This is a genomic window from Streptomyces sp. SID486, from assembly GCF_009865385.1.
Taxonomy (GTDB): domain Bacteria; phylum Actinomycetota; class Actinomycetes; order Streptomycetales; family Streptomycetaceae; genus Streptomyces.
The window spans coordinates 1-18186 of sequence record NZ_WWJT01000164.1 but is presented as its reverse complement, the minus strand read 5'-3'; the positions used below and the strand labels follow the sequence as shown (position 1 = coordinate 18186).

Annotated in this window: 18 protein-coding genes and 1 pseudogene; 12 read left to right on the top strand and 7 right to left on the bottom strand. The window is 72.4% G+C overall.

All coding sequences use genetic code 11. The features are described from left to right. The 4 genes and pseudogenes from GT045_RS07720 to GT045_RS07705 all read left to right on the top strand — a co-directional run. Positions 1 to 275 (top strand): annotated as a pseudogene (locus GT045_RS07720) (hypothetical protein); the annotation flags it as partial. An 18-nt stretch (positions 276 to 293) separates the two neighbouring features. Beyond that, positions 294 to 1466, top strand: a complete 1173-nt coding sequence (locus tag GT045_RS07715; RefSeq protein ID WP_161333706.1) for a segregation/condensation protein A — start codon at positions 294 to 296, stop codon at positions 1464 to 1466. Continuing rightward, complete coding sequence (gene scpB / locus GT045_RS07710; protein WP_161333705.1) at positions 1463 to 2113, top strand: SMC-Scp complex subunit ScpB; 651 nt, start codon at positions 1463 to 1465, stop codon at positions 2111 to 2113. Before GT045_RS07715 ends, scpB begins: the two co-directional genes overlap by 4 nt. 13 nt (positions 2114 to 2126) lie before the next feature. Then, on the top strand, positions 2127 to 3188 hold the full coding sequence (locus GT045_RS07705; protein ID WP_161297848.1) for a pseudouridine synthase: 1062 nt from the start codon (positions 2127 to 2129) through the stop codon (positions 3186 to 3188). Here the strand turns inward: GT045_RS07705 and GT045_RS07700 are convergent. Together GT045_RS07700 and GT045_RS07695 are read right to left on the bottom strand one after the other, a co-directional pair. Then, a complete protein-coding gene (locus tag GT045_RS07700) occupies positions 3185 to 3931 on the bottom strand; it encodes a nucleotidyltransferase domain-containing protein (RefSeq protein ID WP_161297847.1) in 747 nt (248 codons plus the stop codon). The genes GT045_RS07705 and GT045_RS07700 overlap by 4 nt on opposite strands. 22 nt (positions 3932 to 3953) lie before the next feature. Continuing rightward, complete coding sequence (locus tag GT045_RS07695; protein ID WP_161297846.1) at positions 3954 to 4433, bottom strand: Rieske (2Fe-2S) protein; 480 nt, start codon at positions 4431 to 4433, stop codon at positions 3954 to 3956. A gap of 147 nt (positions 4434 to 4580) precedes the next feature. Between GT045_RS07695 and aroH the strand changes: the two genes are divergently transcribed. The 5 genes from aroH (at position 4581) to der (ending at position 9027) form a co-directional block, all read left to right on the top strand. Then, a complete protein-coding gene (gene aroH / locus GT045_RS07690) occupies positions 4581 to 4943 on the top strand; it encodes a chorismate mutase (protein WP_161297845.1) in 363 nt (120 codons plus the stop codon). Then, positions 4940 to 6025 (top strand): prephenate dehydrogenase, encoded by a 1086-nt coding sequence (locus GT045_RS07685; RefSeq protein ID WP_161333704.1) that lies wholly within the window; start codon positions 4940 to 4942, stop codon positions 6023 to 6025. Before aroH ends, GT045_RS07685 begins: the two co-directional genes overlap by 4 nt. A gap of 98 nt (positions 6026 to 6123) precedes the next feature. Continuing rightward, complete coding sequence (gene cmk, locus GT045_RS07680; protein ID WP_161333703.1) at positions 6124 to 6819, top strand: (d)CMP kinase; 696 nt, start codon at positions 6124 to 6126, stop codon at positions 6817 to 6819. Positions 6820 to 6881: 62 nt separating this feature from the next. Continuing rightward, a complete protein-coding gene (locus tag GT045_RS07675; RefSeq protein WP_202514923.1) occupies positions 6882 to 7469 on the top strand; it encodes a lysophospholipid acyltransferase family protein in 588 nt (195 codons plus the stop codon). Positions 7470 to 7545: 76 nt separating this feature from the next. Continuing rightward, on the top strand, positions 7546 to 9027 hold the full coding sequence (gene der / locus GT045_RS07670; protein WP_161333702.1) for a ribosome biogenesis GTPase Der: 1482 nt from the start codon (positions 7546 to 7548) through the stop codon (positions 9025 to 9027). Between the two features lie 71 nt (positions 9028 to 9098). Here der and GT045_RS07665 read toward each other — a convergent pair whose 3' ends face one another. After that, positions 9099 to 9497, bottom strand: coding sequence for a hypothetical protein (locus GT045_RS07665; protein ID WP_161287039.1), 399 nt, complete (start codon positions 9495 to 9497; stop codon positions 9099 to 9101). 55 nt (positions 9498 to 9552) lie between these two features. Next, entirely contained in the window at positions 9553 to 10344 is a 792-nt protein-coding gene (locus GT045_RS07660) for a hypothetical protein (protein WP_161333701.1), read from the bottom strand. Between the two features lie 546 nt (positions 10345 to 10890). Between GT045_RS07660 and GT045_RS07655 the strand changes: the two genes are divergently transcribed. Next, positions 10891 to 11580 (top strand): transglycosylase family protein, encoded by a 690-nt coding sequence (locus tag GT045_RS07655; protein ID WP_161287037.1) that lies wholly within the window; start codon positions 10891 to 10893, stop codon positions 11578 to 11580. 81 nt (positions 11581 to 11661) lie between these two features. On the opposite strand, the gene ctaD is transcribed toward GT045_RS07655, so the two are convergent. Next, positions 11662 to 13347 carry a cytochrome c oxidase subunit I gene (gene ctaD, locus GT045_RS07650; protein WP_161333700.1) on the bottom strand — a complete coding sequence of 562 codons (1686 nt, stop codon included), beginning with the start codon at positions 13345 to 13347 and terminating at the stop codon, positions 11662 to 11664. A 427-nt stretch (positions 13348 to 13774) separates the two neighbouring features. Here ctaD and GT045_RS07645 point away from each other — a divergent pair, with 427 nt between their 5' ends. Next, positions 13775 to 13990: an I78 family peptidase inhibitor gene (locus GT045_RS07645; protein ID WP_161287035.1), complete on the top strand. Its 216-nt coding sequence runs from the start codon at positions 13775 to 13777 to the stop codon at positions 13988 to 13990. A 118-nt stretch (positions 13991 to 14108) separates the two neighbouring features. Here GT045_RS07645 and GT045_RS07640 read toward each other — a convergent pair whose 3' ends face one another. Then, positions 14109 to 15134 carry a phosphatase PAP2 family protein gene (locus tag GT045_RS07640; RefSeq protein WP_161333699.1) on the bottom strand — a complete coding sequence of 342 codons (1026 nt, stop codon included), beginning with the start codon at positions 15132 to 15134 and terminating at the stop codon, positions 14109 to 14111. Between the two features lie 237 nt (positions 15135 to 15371). Beyond that, entirely contained in the window at positions 15372 to 16556 is a 1185-nt protein-coding gene (locus GT045_RS07635; protein ID WP_161333698.1) for a mannosyltransferase family protein, read from the bottom strand. 259 nt (positions 16557 to 16815) lie between these two features. Here GT045_RS07635 and GT045_RS07625 point away from each other — a divergent pair. Continuing rightward, positions 16816 to 18186 (top strand): MFS transporter (locus GT045_RS07625; protein WP_161333697.1); only part of this gene is annotated, 1371 nt, incomplete at its 3' end.

Genomic DNA, 18186 nt, shown 5'->3' with positions numbered 1-18186 from the left:
CGCCGGAAGGCCCGGACGCCGCGCAGCCGCGCAAGCGCGGGCGGGCTGCGGCCCGGCGGCCCAGCGGGCGCGAGCGGCACGACGAGAAGATCACCGTGTACGTCTCGGCCGAGGAACTGATGGACCTGGAGCACGCACGCCTGGTGCTCCGCGGCGAGCACGGGCTCGCGGTGGACCGCGGGCGGATCGTCCGCGAGGCGGTGGCCGTGGTCCTGGCCGACCTGGAGTCCCGCGGGGACGCGAGCATCCTCGTACGACGGCTGCGCGGGCGGTAGCGGTAGCCTGCCGGGGCGATGACCTCGAACGAAGCCCCTGCCCCCGGCGCCCCCGCCGGCCGTCGGCGTGCGCTGGGGCGGGGGCCGACGGCACCGCCACGGGAAGCGGGGACCGAGCCGGCCACACCCACGAACGAACCCGAGGCACCCGCACCACAGCGCCGGACCCCCGAGCGCGAGCCCGAGGCACCCGCACCACAGGCCCCGACTCCCGAACGCGAGCCCGAGGCACCCGCACCACAGCCCGCGACTCCCGAGCGCGAGCCCGAGATGCCCGCACCACAGCCGTCGACCCCCGAGCGCGAGCCCGAGGCCGCCGGGGCGGGGCCCGAGGCTTCCGGGCCGGCGACCGTGGCGGGCGGGGCGGCGCAGGACGCTCCCGACGGCGTCTTCACGGTGCGGCTCGCCAACTTCGAGGGCCCCTTCGACCTGCTCCTCCAGCTGATCTCCAAGCACAAGCTGGACGTCACCGAGGTCGCTCTGTCCAAGGTCACCGACGAGTTCATGGCCCACATCCGGGCGATGGGACCCGACTGGGACCTGGACCAGACGACCGAGTTCCTCGTCGTGGCGGCCACCCTGCTCGACCTCAAGGCCGCCCGGCTGCTGCCCGCCGCCGAGGTGGAGGACGAGGCCGACCTCGCCCTGCTGGAGGCCCGGGACCTGCTGTTCGCGCGGCTGCTGCAGTACCGCGCGTACAAACAGATCGCCGACATCTTCGACCGGCGCCTGGACGACGAGGCCCGGCGCTTCCCCCGTACGGTCGGCCTCGAACCCGAGCACGCCGAGCTGCTGCCCGAGGTCGTCATCAGCATCGGCCCCGAGGGGTTCGCCCGGCTCGCGGTCAAGGCGATGCAGCCCAGACCGAAACCGCAGGTGTACGTCGACCACATCCACGCACCCCTGGTCAGCGTCCAGGAGCAGGCGGGGCTCGTGGTCGCGCGGCTGCGGGAGCTGGGTGAGGCGAGCTTCCGGGTGCTGATCGAGGACACCGAGGACACGCTCACCGTCGTGGCCCGGTTCCTCGCCCTGCTGGAGCTGTACCGGGAGAAGGCCGTCGCCCTGGACCAGGAGACCGCCCTCGGGGAGCTGACGGTGCGCTGGACCGGCGGCGACGCCGACACCGCGCCCAGGGTCACGGACGAGTTCGACCGGCCGCCCGAGAGGCGTGTGGAGGAGAAGAAGGCATGAGCGAGGAGAGCGCCCGGATCCCGGCCGGTCCGAGGACCGTGGCCGGCCTCGACCTCAAGCCCGCCCTGGAGGCGATGCTCATGGTCGTGGACGAGCCCGCCACGGAGGAACACCTGGCGAAGCTGCTGGAGCGGCCGAAACGGCAGGTCGCGGACGCGCTGCGCGAGCTGGCCGACGAGTACACCGTGCAGGGCCGGGGCTTCGAGCTGCGGTTCGTGGCCGGCGGCTGGCGCTTCTACACCCGCGCCGCCTACGCGCCCGCCGTCGAGCGGCTGGTGCTGGACGGCCAGACCGCCCGGCTCACCCAGGCGGCACTGGAGACCCTCGCGGTGGTCGCCTACCGCCAGCCGGTCAGCCGCAGCCGCGTCTCGGCCGTGCGCGGGGTGAACTGTGACGGCGTCATGCGCACCCTGCTCCAGCGCGGTCTGGTCGAGGAGGCGGGCGCGGAACCCGAAACAGGTGCGATCCTGTACAGGACGACGAACTACTTCCTGGAGCGGATAGGCCTGCGCGGCCTGGACGAGCTTCCGGAACTCGCGCCCTTCCTCCCCGAGGCGGAGGCGATCGAGGCCGAAACCCAGGAGGGGGTCCCGTCGTTCGACCCGGACGCGCCCGACGCGCCCGGCGGTCAGGACGCAGACGACTAAGACGGAAACCTTGATGCGAAGCAGCGGCAGCGGCAAGAGCGGCGGGCGCGGTAACTACCGCGGTGCCGGCAACGACAGGGACCAGAAGCAGGGGCAGGGACGTCCCCGCAAGCCCCGCCCCGAGGAGCGCCGCTACGACGTGGGCCCCGGGGCCACCAAGGACGGCCCGAAGGCCGGGCGCGGCGGCGCGGCCCGCGGCGGCGCCAAGGGCGGCCCGAAGCGGCCCCAGCAGGGCGGCCGTACCGAGCCGGCCCGCTCGCGCGAGTACGAGACGCGGGTCGAGGAGCGCAACCGGGAGCGGTACGCCGGCAAGAAGGACGTCAAGCTCCCCAAGACCTTCCCCGGCGCCGAGCAGGAGGGCGAGCGGCTGCAGAAGGTGCTCGCCCGCGCGGGCTACGGCTCCCGGCGGGCCTGCGAGGAGCTGATCGAGCAGGCCCGGGTCGAGATCAACGGCGAGATCGTGCTGGAGCAGGGCCGCCGGGTCGACCCCGAGAAGGACGAGGTCAAGGTCGACGGCCTGACGGTGGCGACGCAGTCGTACCAGTTCTTCTCGCTGAACAAGCCCGCCGGTGTCGTGTCGACCATGGAGGACCCGGAGGGGCGGCAGTGCCTCGGGGACTACGTCACCAACCGTGAGACGCGGCTGTTCCACGTCGGCCGGCTGGACACCGAGACCGAGGGTGTCATCCTGCTCACCAACCACGGCGAGCTGGCGCACCGCCTCACGCACCCGAAGTACGGCGTGAAGAAGACCTACCTCGCGGCCATCGTCGGCCCGATCCCGCGCGACCTCGGCAAGCGCCTGAAGGACGGCATCCAGCTGGAGGACGGCTACGCGCGCGCGGACCACTTCCGGGTGGTGGAGCAGACCGGGAAGAACTACCTGGTCGAGGTGACCCTGCACGAGGGCCGCAAGCACATCGTGCGCCGCATGCTCGCCGAGGCCGGCTTCCCCGTCGAGAAGCTGGTGCGCACCTCCTTCGGCCCGATCACCCTGGGCGACCAGAAGTCGGGCTGGCTGCGCCGCCTGTCGAACACCGAGGTCGGCATGCTGATGCAGGAAGTCGACCTCTAGAGCGCCTGGCCCGGGTCACCGTCCCCCGCGCCCGTCGGTGCGACGGCCGCAGGGGACGGTGACCGCAGGGCCGAGTCCCGGCGCACCCGGTGCAGGAAGCCGGCCACGCGCGCCTGGTCCGGCTCCGGCGGCAGCGGGCTGCCCCGCAGCGCCTCCTCGGCCTCGGCCGCCAGCCGCACCGTCCACGCCTCCACCCGCGCCCACGGGACCTCGCCGCGCTTCACGGCCAGCAGGGGCTCACGCTGCTCGCCGACGTCGATGCGCAGCTCGCCGGAGCGCAGCAGGTCCCGCGCCGACATCAGCAGCCGCAGCAGGTGCATCGCGTGCTTCCAGCGGGGGGCGCCGGTCGTGCGGACGTCGGCGTCCAGCTTCCTGCGCTGGCCGAGGGCATAGCGGCCGAAGGTGTCGTGGACCCGCCGGGACAGGAAGGCGCCGCGCAGGGACAGCAGCTCGCGGCCGGTGTCGTCCACGTGCTCCACCAGGGGGGAGTGCAGGCACTCCAGGATGTTCGGGTTGCCGCGCAGCGCCAGCTCGCAGAAGCGCTCCAGCTCCCAGGAGAAGCGCTCCTCGCCCGGTCCCTCCACATGCGTGGGCGGCTTCTCGAACCGCCAGTACAGTGCGGTGGGGGCGAGGAACACCCCGCGCCGGTCGGTGTCGCTGGCGTCCGTCGCCAGGCCGAAGGCGCGGGAGCCCATGACACAGGCGTAGACGGTGTGAGCGCGTACGAGGTCCTGCGGCTGCATTCCCGGAGCGTACGCGGCCAGCTCAGGCCAGGTGGATCGAATTTCCCGACACCGTGATCGACTCCTTGCCCAGGGGCCGGGTGGCGGGCCCGTGGGCCACCGAACCGTCGGCGATGTGGAACCTGCTGCCGTGGCACGGGCAGTCGATGGTGCCGTCAGCCACCCGGCTCACCGTGCAGCCCTGGTGCGTGCAGACGGCGGAGAACGCCTTGAAGTCACCCTTCTTCGGCTGGGTGACCACGATCTTCTGCTCGGCGAAGATCTTTCCGCCGCCCTCCGGGATGTCTCCGGTCCCCGCCAGCCGCTTTCCGGCCGGGGACGCGTCCTGCGCGGCGGGGGACGTCTCCATTCCGTCCATCCCCGCGTGGGACGTCTCCGTGCCGGTGGGGGACGCCGGCGCCGTGGTGCCGCCGTCCTTGCCGGCGCCGCACCCCACGCATCCCAGGGCGAGCGCGCCTGCGCCCGTGGTGAGGACCGTGCGCCGTGACGCGGACTGGGTCATGTCAAGACCTCCGTACAACCTGCTGGAAAGGGGAATACCGGACTTTCCGCATCGTCTCAGCGAGCGGGCGGCGCGCGCCCGTACCGCGCGGGCTGACTACGCTGGACGGACCAAGAACAGCAGCACATGTCAGCGAGGAGCAGCGCCGTGGCGGTACGAGCGGTCCGGGGGGCCGTCCAACTGGAGCGGGACGAGGCCGGTCACATGGACGAGCAGGTCGGAGCGCTGCTGACCGCCGTCCTGGAGCGGAACGGGCTGACCGCCGACGACCTGATCAGCATCTGGTTCACGGCCACCCCCGACCTGCACAGCGACTTCCCGGCCGCCGCCGCCCGCAAGCTGGGCATCGTGGACGTCCCCCTCATCTGCGCCCAGGAACTGGACATCGCGGGCGCCATGCCGCGGGTCGTGCGGATCCTCGCGCACATCGAGTCGGACCGGCAGCGCGCCGACATCCACCACGTCTACCTCGGCGCCGCCGCGGCCCTGCGCAAGGACATCGCCCAGTGAGAACCGCACTCGTCATCGGCACCGGCCTGATCGGCACCTCCGCCGCCCTCGCGCTCGCCGGGCGCGGGGTCACCGTCCACCTGGAGGACCACGACCCCGAGCAGGCCCGCACGGCCGCCGCGCTGGGCGCCGGCACCGACGAGGCCCCCGGGGGCCCGGTCGACCTGGCGCTCGTCGCCGCCCCGCCCGCCCACGTGGCCCGCGTCCTCGCCGACGCGATGCGCCGGGGCGTGGCCCGCGGCTACCTGGACGTCGCCAGCGTCAAGGGCGGTCCCCGCCGTGAGCTGGAGGCGCTCGGCCTGGACCTGTCCGCGTACCTCGGCACCCACCCCATGTCCGGCCGGGAGAAGTCCGGCCCGCTGGCCGCCACCGCCGACCTCTTCGAGGGGCGCCCCTGGGTGCTCACCCCGACCCGGGACACCGACACCGAGGTGCTGAACCTCGCCCTGGAGCTGGTCTCGCACTGCCGGGCCGTCCCGGTCGTCATGGACGCCGACGCCCACGACCGCGCCGTCGCCCTCGTCTCCCACATGCCCCACCTGGTGTCCAGCATGGTCGCCGCCCGCCTGGAGCACGCCGAGGAGGCAGCCGTACGGCTGTGCGGTCAGGGCGTCCGGGACGTGACCCGCATCGCCGCCTCCGACCCGCGCATGTGGATCGACATCCTGTCCGCGAACCCCGGCCCCGTCGCCGACCTGCTCTCCGACGTCGCCGGCGACCTGGACGAGACGGTCCGCGCGCTGCGCGCCCTGCAGTCCTCCGACGAGGTCGAGCGGAGCAAGGGCAGCGCCGGCATCGAGGACGTGCTGCGCCGCGGGAACGCCGGACAGGTGCGGGTACCCGGCAAGCACGGCAGCGCCCCGCGTGTGTACGAGACCGTCGTCGTCCTCATCGACGACCAGCCCGGCCAGCTGGCCCGCATCTTCGCCGACGCGGGCCGGGCCGGCGTCAACATCGAGGACGTCCGCATCGAGCACGCGACGGGACAGCAGGCCGGTCTGATGCAGCTCATGGTCGAGCCGAAGGCGGCGGCGTCGCTGCGGGAGGCACTGCGCGAGCGGGGCTGGGCACTGCGCCAGTGACGCCCGGCGAGGGCGCCTCCCGCGAGCCAGTAACCTTGTCCGGGGCGCCCTCGCGCCCCCGCCCCCGCTCACCACCCTTCACCAGGAAGGTGTCCTCCGTGGAAAACGGCGCCGCCCCGACCGCCAGGCCCGTGATCGTCGCGATCGACGGTCCCTCCGGCACGGGCAAGTCGAGCACGTCGAAGGCCGTGGCCGCCCAGCTCGGCCTCAGCTACCTGGACACCGGTGCCCAGTACCGGGCCATCACCTGGTGGATGGTGACCAACGGCATCGACCTGGACGACCCGACCGCCATCGCCGCCGTCGCCGGCAAGCCGGAGATCCTCTCCGGCACCGACCCGGCCGGCCCCACGATCACGGTCGACGGCGTGGACGTGTCCGGTCCGATCCGCACCCAGGAGGTCACCTCCCGGGTCAGCGCGGTCAGCGCGGTGCCCGAGGTGCGCGCGCGGATCACCGAGCTGCAGCGCTCGCTGGCCACCGGCGCCGAGCGGGGCATCGTGGTCGAGGGCCGGGACATCGGTACGACCGTCCTCCCCGACGCCGACCTGAAGATCTTCCTCACCGCCTCGCCGGAGGCCCGTGCGGCCCGCCGCAGCGGCGAGCTGAAGGGCGCCGACGTCGACGCCACCCGCGAGGCGCTGATCAAGCGCGACGCGGCCGACTCCAGCCGCAAGACCTCCCCGCTCGCCAAGGCCGACGACGCGGTCGAGGTCGACACCACCCTGCTCACCCTCGCCCAGGTCATCGAGTGCGTCGTCACCCTGGTCGAGGAGAAGCGAGCCGGGAAGTGAGCCTTCCACCGGTTCCCTCCGAGCGGGGGGCCGAGGTCGGCCGGAGAATCGGCGTCGGCCTCATGTACGGACTGTGGAAGCCGCGGGTGCTCGGCGCCTGGAAGGTGCCGGCCTGCGGCCCGGTCATCCTGGCCGTGAACCACTCCCACAACATCGACGGCCCGATGGTGATGGGCGTGGCACCCCGCCCCACCCACTTCCTGATCAAGAGGGAAGCCTTCATCGGCCCGCTGGACGCCTTTCTGACCGGCATCGGCCAGGTGAAGGTGGACCGCAACGCCGCCGACCGCACCGCCATCACCCAGGCCCTCGGCGTGCTGTCGGCCGGCGGGGTGCTGGGCATCTTCCCGGAGGGCACCCGGGGCCAGGGCGACTTCGCCGCGCTGCGCGCCGGGCTCGCCTACTTCGCCGTCCGCAGCGGGGCGCCGGTCGTGCCGGTGGCGGTGCTGGGAAGCTCCGGGCGCCCGGGCCGGCTGGTCAAGGCGCTGCCGCCGCTGCGCTCCGCCGTCGACGTCGTCTTCGGTGACCCCTTCGAGGCGGGCGACGGGTCCGGGCGGCGGACCCGCGCGGCGCTGGACGAGGCGACCGAACGCATCCAGAAGCAGCTCACCAGCCACCTGGAAAACGCCAGGCGCCTGACCGGGCGCTAGGCGACACTTGAGTAGTGGATCAGCCCACGAGGGGTGCTCCACCGATCACCACGATGAACAACGAGGTACGGACTTCATGAACGACGACATCCAGCCCGACGGCTCGGCCGAGCACGAGTACGAGCACGGGGCTCTCGGCGACGCCGAGTACGCGCAGTTCATGGAGCTCGCCGCGGAAGAGGGCTTCGACGTCGAGGACGTCGAGGGCGCCATCGAGGCGGCGGGCCACGGTCCGCTGCCCGTGCTCGCCGTCGTCGGCCGTCCCAATGTCGGCAAATCGACCCTGGTGAACCGGATGATCGGCCGCCGTGAGGCGGTCGTCGAGGACAAGCCGGGCGTCACCCGCGACCGCGTCACCTACGAGGCCGAGTGGGCCGGCCGCCGCTTCAAGGTCGTCGACACCGGCGGCTGGGAGCAGGACGTCCTCGGTATCGACGCCTCCGTCGCCGCGCAGGCCGAGTACGCGATCGAGGCGGCCGACGCGGTCGTCTTCGTGGTCGACGCCAAGGTCGGCGCGACCGACACCGACGAGGCGGTCGTACGGCTGCTGCGCAAGGCCGGCAAGCCGGTCGTGCTGTGCGCCAACAAGGTCGACGGTCCGAGCGGTGAGGCCGACGCGTCCTACCTGTGGAACCTGGGCCTCGGCGAGCCCCACCCGGTCTCGGCCCTGCACGGCCGGGGGACGGGCGACATGCTCGACGCCGTCCTGGAGGTCCTGCCGGACGCGCCCGAGCAGTCCTTCGGCACGGGCGTCGGCGGCCCCCGCCGCATCGCGCTCATCGGCCGTCCGAACGTCGGCAAGTCCTCCCTGCTGAACAAGGTCGCGGGCGAGGAGCGCGTCGTCGTCAACGAGCTGGCGGGCACCACCCGCGACCCGGTCGACGAGCTGATCGAACTCGGCGGGGTGACCTGGAAGTTCGTCGACACCGCCGGCATCCGCAAGCGCGTCCACCTCCAGCAGGGCGCCGACTACTACGCCTCCCTGCGCACGGCCGCCGCCGTGGAGAAGGCCGAGGTCGCCGTCATCCTGATCGACGCCTCCGAGAACATCTCGGTCCAGGACCAGCGCATCGTCACCATGGCCGTGGAGGCGGGCCGCGCGGTCGTCCTCGCCTTCAACAAGTGGGACACCCTGGACGAGGAGCGCCGCTACTACCTGGAGCGGGAGATCGAGACCGAGCTGGGCCAGGTGGCGTGGGCCCCGCGGGTGAACGTCTCCGCGCGCACCGGCCGCCACATGGAGAAGCTGGTCCCGGCGATCGAGACCGCCCTCGCCGGCTGGGAGACCCGCGTCCCCACCGGCCGGCTGAACGCCTTCCTCGGCGAGCTGGTCTCGGCCCACCCGCACCCCGTTCGGGGCGGCAAGCAGCCGCGCATCCTGTTCGGCACCCAGGCCGGCACCAAGCCGCCGCGGTTCGTGCTCTTCGCCTCCGGCTTCATCGAGGCGGGCTACCGGCGCTTCATCGAGCGCCGGCTGCGCGAGGAGTTCGGCTTCGAGGGCACCCCGATCCACATCTCGGTGCGGGTGCGCGAGAAGCGCGGCGCGAAGAAGAAGTAGAAGCGACGGTACGGCGTGAGGGGCGGCCCCCGGTTCTCCGGGGGCCGCCCCTCACGCCGTACGCGGGCCCGTCACACGCCGCGGCGGGGGCCCGGCGGCAGGGCGGCGGCCGGGACGTAACCCATCCCGGTCTCCTGCGGCCGTCCGAGCGTGCCGACCCGCTGCCACTGCGACTGCTGCCGGGCGCTGTAGGCCCCCGCGCTGTAGGCGCTGTAGGAGCTGCTGAACGACCCCGCCCGGTGGCCGCCGTACCCGCCCGAACCGTCGGGGAACTCCCCGAAGGCGCTGAACCTCAGCTCCTCCTCACCGCTGCGGTCGCCCGGCAGGGTGCGGAAGGTCTTGACCCACTCCGCGTAGAGCGTGTCGTAGATCGGCGTGGCCGACGGTCCGCCGGACGGCTCCTGCGCCGTCCTCGCGGAGGGGACGGAGGAGAAGGACGACCGGCGGGGAGAAGTGTCGTATGCGTGCACGTATGTCCAAACGACCGGGAATCGAAAGGGATGCGGTCGGACGGGCGGGCGGGGCTCAGGTGCCGGCGAGCGGCAGCGCCGCGGCGACCAGCTTCCCGCCCACGGCGGCCTTGTCCAGGGCGTCCCGCAGCAGGTCCTCACGCGGCTGGCGGCCGATCGACCCGACGGGCGCGGCGAACATCAGGACCTGCTGGTGCTTGTTGGCCGCCGCCCGCCAGCTGTCCGTGACCTGGAGCGGCTGGTGCGCCTGCCACCAGGCCACCGGCTGTCCACCGCTGTTCCCGGGCTGGAGCACCGCGTGCAGCTGGCCCATGGCCAGCAGGACGGACCAGCCGTGCAGTACGGGAGGGACGGTGGTCAGCTCGGTCACCGGCATGAAGCCCTGTTCGATGAGCAGGGGAAGGAAGTCGTCGCCGAGGCCGGTCGTGCCCGGGCGCACGATCGGGGAGGTCGGCTCGACGACGAGCGCGGGGTGCAGCTCGCCGTCGATCAGGACGAGTCCGCTGGTCACGCCGAGCACCGCCTGCTCGGGCACGGCCTTGTGCGGCGCACCGCCGGCCATGTCACCGTCGGCGGTGCCGATGGAGCGGACGGCGCCCCGCAACTGCTCCTCCGTCACCTGGACGACCTGCGAGGGCAGGCAGCCGGCGTGGGCGAAGGCGAGGACGGCGGTCTCGTCACCGACGAACAGGACGGTGCTGGTGCGCTCCTGCTCGGAGTCGCCCGGGGTGCGACAGGACGTGCAGTCGTAACTGCCCGGGGCGTTCTCTCCGGCGAGCAGCCGGTCGGCTTCTTCGTCGCCGATCTCGGCGCGTACGGCGTCGCTGACGTCGAGCATGCGCGGCACGGGTGGCTCCCTCGGGATGCGGTGCTGGGCGTCGGCCGGGTGGCTCCCGGCCGATGAGCCCCCGGGGTTGCGGGCTCATGAAGAAGACAACGGACGTCCTGTGGTGGGAGTCACGCCCCGAGGCGGACCGGTTCGAGCCGCCCACCGCGCAGGGTCACCTTTGGTCCGTATTCGGCCACACACCGTCAACTTCGCGCGACGTCAAGGAACTTGAACGGGTGAAGTGGGTCACAGATCGCTTCAGTGGGTGGTAGAAAAATCGGCACATCAGACGATGTAGTGGGTGACCGGAAATCGCCGATACCCTCGGTAACAGCCAACTGGCCTGGAGAGACGGCGAGTTGGTTGATTCCGGCTCCGTGCCCTCCATACATTCCTCCGCCGTGTGCAACGAGCACCGCTCGGGTACGTCCGCCGACCGGCACCAGGCAGAGCACGACCGCCGGCACCGGTCACGGCGGACGGGGCGGGCGCGAGGAACCGCGGCCATACGCGGCGAGGCGCGCTCCGCCTCGGTGGAGCCCGGGTACGTGGAGAGGGAACTACATGTCCGAGTGTGCCGATACCACCCGCAACACCGCCCGCGCCGAGGGTGCCCGCAAGGGGCGCACGACGGCCGCGCTCGCCGGAGCCGCCCTGCTCGCCCCGCTGGGCCTGCTGGCCGCGACCGGCAACGCCGCCGCGGCGGACAACGGGGTGTGGGACCGCATCGCCCGGTGCGAGAGCGGCGGCGACTGGCACATCAACACCGGCAACGGCTACTACGGCGGGCTCCAGTTCTCCGCCTCGACCTGGCGCGCGTACGGCGGCACCGCCTACGCCGCGACGGCCGACCAGGCGTCCAGGAGCGCGCAGATCGCCGTCGCCACCGACGTCCAGCAGGCCCAGGGCTGGGGTGCCTGGCCGGTCTGCTCGGGCCGGGCCGGAGCCTTCGGCGCCGCCCCGGCGGCGGACCGCACCGGCTCCTCCGGCACGCCGGCACCGACGGGCGGCGCGACAGCGCAGTCCGCCCCGTCGAAGTCCGTACGGCCGGAGTCGGCCCCGGCGACGACGCGCCCGGCGACCGCCACCGGCCGCAGCGCCTCCCGGGGTGACTACACCGTCCGCGAGGGCGACACCCTGAGCACCATCGCCGCCCGCCACGGCATCTCCTGGGAGCGGATCTTCACCGCCAACCAGGCCGTCATCGGCGACGACCCCGATCTGATCGTGCCCGGCCAGCGCCTCGCGCTCTGAGCGCCCGCCACGACGTGACCTGCGGCGGCCGCCCCGGGAGGGCGGCCGCCGCAGGCGCCGCCGGCCGGGCCGGCCGCCTGGTCAGGAGGCGCCGGCCTGGTGCTTCTTCGGCTCGGGCTGCGGGGTCCGGGCGGCGTGCTCCGGGTGGTGCAGGTCGAACGCCGGGGACTCCGAACGGATCCTGGGCAGGGTGACGAAGTTGTGCCGGGGCGGCGGGCAGGACGTCGCCCACTCCAGGGAGCGGCCGTAGCCCCAGGGGTCGTCGGTGCCGACCGGCTCGCCGTACCGCGCGGTCTTCCAGACGTTGTAGAGGAACGGCAGCGTCGACAGGCCCAGCAGGAACGCGCCGATCGACGAGACCGTGTTGAGCGCGGTGAAGCCGTCGGCCGCCAGATAGTCCGCGTACCGGCGCGGCATGCCCTCGGCGCCCAGCCAGTGCTGCACCAGGAAGGTGGTGTGGAAGCCCACGAACAGCGTCCAGAACTGGATCTTCCCCAGCCGCTCGTCCAGCATCTTGCCGGTGAACTTCGGCCACCAGAAGTAGAAACCGCCGAACACCGCGAAGACGACCGTGCCGAAGACCACGTAGTGGAAGTGCGCGACGACGAAGTACGAGTCCGTGACGTGTAAGTCCAGCGGCGGGGACGCCAGGATCACCCCGGTCAGGCCGCCGAACAGGAACGTCACCAGGAACCCCACCGACCACAGCATCGGCGTCTCGAAGGACAGCGAGCCCTTGATCATCGTGCCGGTCCAGTTGAAGAACTTCACCCCCGTCGGCACCGCGATCAGGAAGGACATGAAGGAGAAGTACGGCAGCAGCACCGCACCGGTCGCGAACATGTGGTGCGCCCACACCACGATCGACAGTCCGGTGATCGACATGGTCGCGCCGACCAGCGTCAGGTAGCCGAAGACCGGCTTGCGGCTGAAGACCGGGATGATCTCGGTGATGATCCCGAAGAACGGCAGCGCGATGATGTAGACCTCGGGATGGCCGAAGAACCAGAACAGGTGCTGCCACAGCAGCGCGCCGCCGTTGGCCGCCGCGAACACCTGGGAGCCGAACCTGCGGTCCGCCTCCAGCACCAGCAGCGCCGCCGCCAGCACCGGGAACGCCAGCAGGATCAGGATCGAGGTGAACAGGGTGTTCCAGGTGAAGATCGGCATCCGGAACATCGTCATGCCGGGCGCGCGCATCCCGACGATCGTGGTGACGAAGTTGACCGCGCCGAGGATCGTGCCGAATCCGGACAGCGCCAGCCCCATGATCCACAGGTCGGGGCCGACGCCGGGGGAGTGCGCGGTGTCGTTGAGCGGCGCGTAGGCGAACCAGCCGAAGGCGGCCGGCCCGTCCGGTACCAGCAGCGAGCCCAGCACGATCAGCCCGCCGAACGCGAACAGCCAGTACGACAGCATGTTCAGCCGGGGGAAGGCGACGTCCGGGGCGCCGATCTGCAACGGCATCAGCTCGTTGGCGAAGCCCGCGAAGCTCGGGGTCGCGAAGAGCAGCAGCATGATCGTGCCGTGCAGCGTGAAAAGCTGGTTGAACTGGTTGTTGTTCATGAGCTGCAGCCCCGGCCGGGCGAGTTCCGCGCGCATCAGCAGCGCCATGACACCGCCGGCGAGGAAGAACCCGAACGCCGTGATCAGGTACAGATGACCGATCTTCTTGTGGTCGGTGGTGGTGAGCCAGTCCACCACCAGCCGGCCGCCCCGGCCGCGCCCCACCGGTCGTGCCGCCGCTCTCACGGTCTCGGTCCCCATCGCTCGCTCGCCCCTTCGCATCGTCGCGCCCGGGCCCGCCCCGGGGCCGTGCCCCCGGCCCGCGGCACGCGTGCCCGCGAGCTGACGTCATGATGCTCGCCGGGCCACGGCTGCGACAGAGGGCGTCCGGCGGCGGTGTGGTGAATCCGTGAAATTCTCATGTGGTGTCAGCCTCGGTGACAGCCCGCCGGATTGCGCGGAATCGCGCCGAGGAGCCGCCCCCCGGTACCCGCCGCGATCCTTTCCGCAATAATTCACAGGGGGCCGTCGGCGCACCTGAATTTCGCTCGATTACCCCGGTGAGCCGTACGGAAACCCCCGTTCGTGTGACGGAGTTCGGGGCAAGCACGGTTCGGGAAGCTGTGACAGAAGTGTGACGGTGGCCGGATGCTTCTCTTACCCGGCCGTGCCCGACTAGCGTGGCGGCATGGCACCGATTCCCACTCCGCCAGCGGAGCCCCAGGACAGCCCGGACGGGTACGTCGGTCTCGACGCCGCGCACGCCGAGCGGCTCGCCCGGCAGCGCGGCTGGCCGACGGTACGGTCGCTGCCGCCGGGCGCGATCATCACCATGGAGTACCGGGCCGGACGGCTGAACTTCGAGGTACGGGACGGCCGGGTGGCCCGCGCCTGGAAGGGCTGACGGCCCGTCCGCACACCCGTACGGCGAAGGCCCCGCTCCCTCCTCGGGAGCGGGGCCTTCGCCGTGGCGCGGGGTGGTGGTGCGTACCGGACCCGTCGCCGTGGTCGCGTCGAGGGCGTCAGCCGCCTGTCAGGGGGCGGGCCGCCGGCTGGGACGCACCGCGCGGGACCCGGTCCGCGTGCGGCGGGCGGCGGCTGCCCGCCGGGGTGACCGGGCGTTCCGAACGGACCGTGTGCACTCCGGGCGCCAGGTGCGCCACGCCCCGGGAGGTCCGGGTGGAGGAGACCGGCTCGCGGACCGGCACCGGCTCCTCCGTGTGCGCGCCGCGGGGCAGGAGCACGACCGGCGTGACCGGGACGGCGGGCTCGGTGGCGGGCCGGCCGCGCCGGGCGCGCCAGAGGTCGCGCAGGTCGAAGAGCCACAGCTCCGTCCGGGCGATCAGCGGCTCGCACCAGGGCAGCGCGAGCAGGATCAGCAGACCCGCGGCCCAGCCCAGCAGCACGTCGCTCAGCCAGTGCGTGCCGAGGTAGACGGTGGTGAGGCCGACGCCGAGCGAGGTGACCGCGGAGAGGGCCGACAGCCAGCGGCGCGCTCTCGGAGTGGAGGCCAGGTACGCCAGGATGCCCCAGGTCACGACCGCGTTGGCGGTGTGGCCGCTGGGAAATATATCGCCGCCGAGACCCATCTCGTTCGAGCCGATGATGGTCGCGTAGTGCGGACCGAGGCGCCCCATCCCGAGCTTGGCGGCGCCGACCGTGATGTTCAGCAGCAGCAGGGAGGCGGCCAGCGTCAGCAGCGGGCGGATCGTGTGCTGCCGCCAGGAGCGCCAGCCGAGCCAGGCCGCGACCATCACCGCGGTGGGGCCGCGCTGGCCCAGCACCACGTAGTAGTCGAGGAAGGCGTGGATCTCGGGCCACTGCTGGTACGGCCGGAAGAACATGACCTGCCAGTCCAGCCGGACGAGCCAGGAGGTGGTCACCACGGCCCACACGATCGCCAGGTAGAAAGCCAGGGTCGCCGAGAACAGCACGACCCGGTGCCGGCTCATCCTCGGCACATCGATGTGGGCCGGTCGTTCCGGCTCACGGTCCAGTCTGGCGAACACCCGGTCCAGACGCCGGGTGAGGTTTCGTTCGGTACGCACCCAATCGACGTTACAGCGAGTGAGCTGTGTTCCCGGGCGAAACAGCGTCTTTGTGATGACGATGTGATGTGGGAAAGGTCTCAAGGGAGGGCCGAATTCCCCGGATTCCGCAATCCGATGAGAGTGCTCAGGTCAATTCCTTTGATCATGCCGGGTGTTGTTTATATGGCGCTTATGAATGCGTTAACCCGGTCCTGGCGTGGAATTCTCCGGGGCGTCATCGGGTGGACGCGTCGGTCACGGGGGACCGGAGCCGTTCAGCCAGAAAGCCCCGTAGGCCGCCGCCGCGACCGCCAAAGCGGCCGTGACCAGGGCCGATCGAAGGGTGCGCGGCCGGGCCAGGGCGCGGGCGAGCGGCAGCAGCACCGGGAAGGCCGGCATCAGCAGCCGCGGCTTGGAGCCGAAGTAGCTCGACGCACACAGGGCCAGGGCGAGTACGACGCCCGTGTACACCAGTAGCTCGACCGGCTGACGGTCGCGCACGCAGATGACGTACAGCCAGACGAGCAGGGCGACGCCGGCGATCAGCCCGAGGCCGGCCAGGGCGGACGGGAACGACGTGAACTTGTCGGCCACGAAGCGGGCGAAGGCATGACCGCCGTCGAAGCCGTTGCGCCACCCGGCCTGGACGTCCAGGTATCCGAGCGGGCCCGCCCCGGTGCGGTGGCCGACCCAGAGGACGTAACCGGCGGCACCGAGCGGAGCGAGCAGCATGCCGAGCGCTCGGCGCCACCGGGGGGCGTACGAAGGCAGGAGTGCGCCCGGCGTGCGTTTCGCACCACGCTCTCGCCCGAACGAGAGCACGCCTGCGGTCCACACCGCGGCGACCACCGCCACCCCCACCGGCCGGGTCAGCCCGGCCAGCGCCGCCAGTGCGCCCGCGCTCACCCACCGTCCGGTCAGCACCGCGTACAGCGACCAGGCCGCGAGTGCCGTGAACAGTGACTCGCTGTAGGCCATCGACTGCACGATCCCCACCGGCAGCACGGCCCACAGCAGCACGGCACAGACGCCGACGCGCGACCCGTGCACCAGCTCCGCGACCGCGTAGATCCCGGCCGCCGCGGCGAGCGAGGCCGCCAGGCTCACCGCGAACCCGGCGCCCCCGTACGACAGCGGGGTGAGCGCGTGCAGCAGCCGCTCCAGCCACGGCAGCAGCGGGAAGAACGCCAGATTGGAATGGACGTCGCCGTTCGGCAGCCGCACCTCGTAGCCGTAGCCCAGCTCGGCGACCCGCGCGTACCAGAGCGCGTCCCAGCGCGCGGTCAGCAGGGTGAACCCGCTCTTGCCGCGCGCGGCGCTCCACGCGAAGAGCACGGCCAGCCCCAGGGCGCGGACCCCCGCGTAGCCCAGGAGGGCCACGACGGCCCGGCGCGGGAGAGGGGCGCGGGGTGGGGCCACGCGCGTTTCAAGATCGGTCACGGGCTCGATTATCGACGGCGTGACGGACCGGGCCGGGCCCGGGGTCATGGTCAAGAGGAAGTGGCGTGGTGTACGCCACATGGGTTCCGTCGTGCGTGTGAGAGGTCCGCCACGTGACCGCGCGGTGAACTCGCGTACGCTGACGAGTCACCCGCGAGGGCCCCCGCGAGCCGGAGACACCGCTCGCTCCGGCCGTACGACAGGGCGTCCCCACCCCGTCGGTCCGCCCTGCGCGAGGGATCATCTGGGAGGTACGTACATGTCCGGGACGACCACGGCTGCCGTACGGCAGCGCCGTCGGGCGGACCAGACCGGTGCGAGCCGCTGGCTGGTTCTCGTCGTCCTCTGTGCCAGCCTGCTGCTCGTCGCGCTCGACGCGACCGTGCTGCACGTGGCGGTCCCCGCCGTCACCGAGGACCTCAGGCCCGGCGCCGTGGAACTGCTCTGGATCGTCGACGTCTACCCGCTGGTCTGCGCCTCGCTGCTGATCCTCTTCGGGACCCTCGGCGACCGGGTCGGCCGCCGGCGCGTCCTGCTGCTCGGCTACGGCCTCTTCGGCGTGGCCTCCGCCGTGGCCGCGTCCGCCCAGAGCGCCGAGACACTCATCCTCGCCCGCGCGCTGCTCGGCGTCGGCGGCGCGATGATCATGCCGGCGACCCTGTCGATCCTGCGTCAGGTCTTCCCCGACCGGCGCGAGCGCGCCCTCGCCATCGGCATTTGGAGCGCGGTCGCGGCGGTCGGCGCGGCGGTCGGGCCGCTGCTCGGCGGCTTCCTGCTGGAGCACTTCTGGTGGGGCTCGGTCTTCCTGATCAACATCCCGCTGATGCTGGTCAGCCTTCCGGTGGGCCGGATGCTGCTGCCCGAGTCGCGGGGCGAGCACGACGGCCCCTGGGACGTGACCGGTGCGCTGACGGCGGCGGCCGGACTCTTCGGCACCGTCCTCGGCGTGAAGCGGCTGGGCGGCGGGGAGGCGGCGAGCCCCTTCACCCTGCTGCCCCTGCTGGCCGGCGTGGCCCTCCTCCTCCTCTTCGTGCGGCGCCAGCGACGGCACCCCCATCCGCTGGTGGACCTGCGGATGTTCCGCCGACCCGCGTTCAGCACCTCGGTGGGCTGCATCGTGCTGGCCATGCTCGCGCTGGTCGGCCTGGAGCTGATCGCCGCCCAGTACCTGCAACTGGTGCTCGGCCTGTCGCCGCTGCAGACCGGCCTCAGGCTGCTGCCCCTGACCGTCGCCGCCATGGCGGCCGGCCTGGCGGGCGCGCGCATGCTGCGCCGCTTCGGCCCGCGCCGGATGGTGTGCGCCGGCTTCTGCCTGACGGCGGTCGCGGTGCTGACCCTGACGGCGATGGGCGGCGACGACGACGCGGCCCTGCTCCTGGCCGGCTTCGTGCTGCTCGGCTTCGGCCTGGAGACCACCCTCTTCGGTGCGTACGAGTCGATGCTCAGCGAGGCCCCGGCCGAGGGGGCCGGGGGCGCGGCGGCGATCGGCGAGACCTCCTACCAGCTCGGTGCCGGCATCGGCATCGCGCTGCTGGGCAGCGTGATGAACGCGGCCTACGCGCCGGGGCTGCGCGCGGTGCCCGGTGTGCCGCGGCCCGCGTCGGCCGCGGCCGGCCACTCGCTCGGCGAG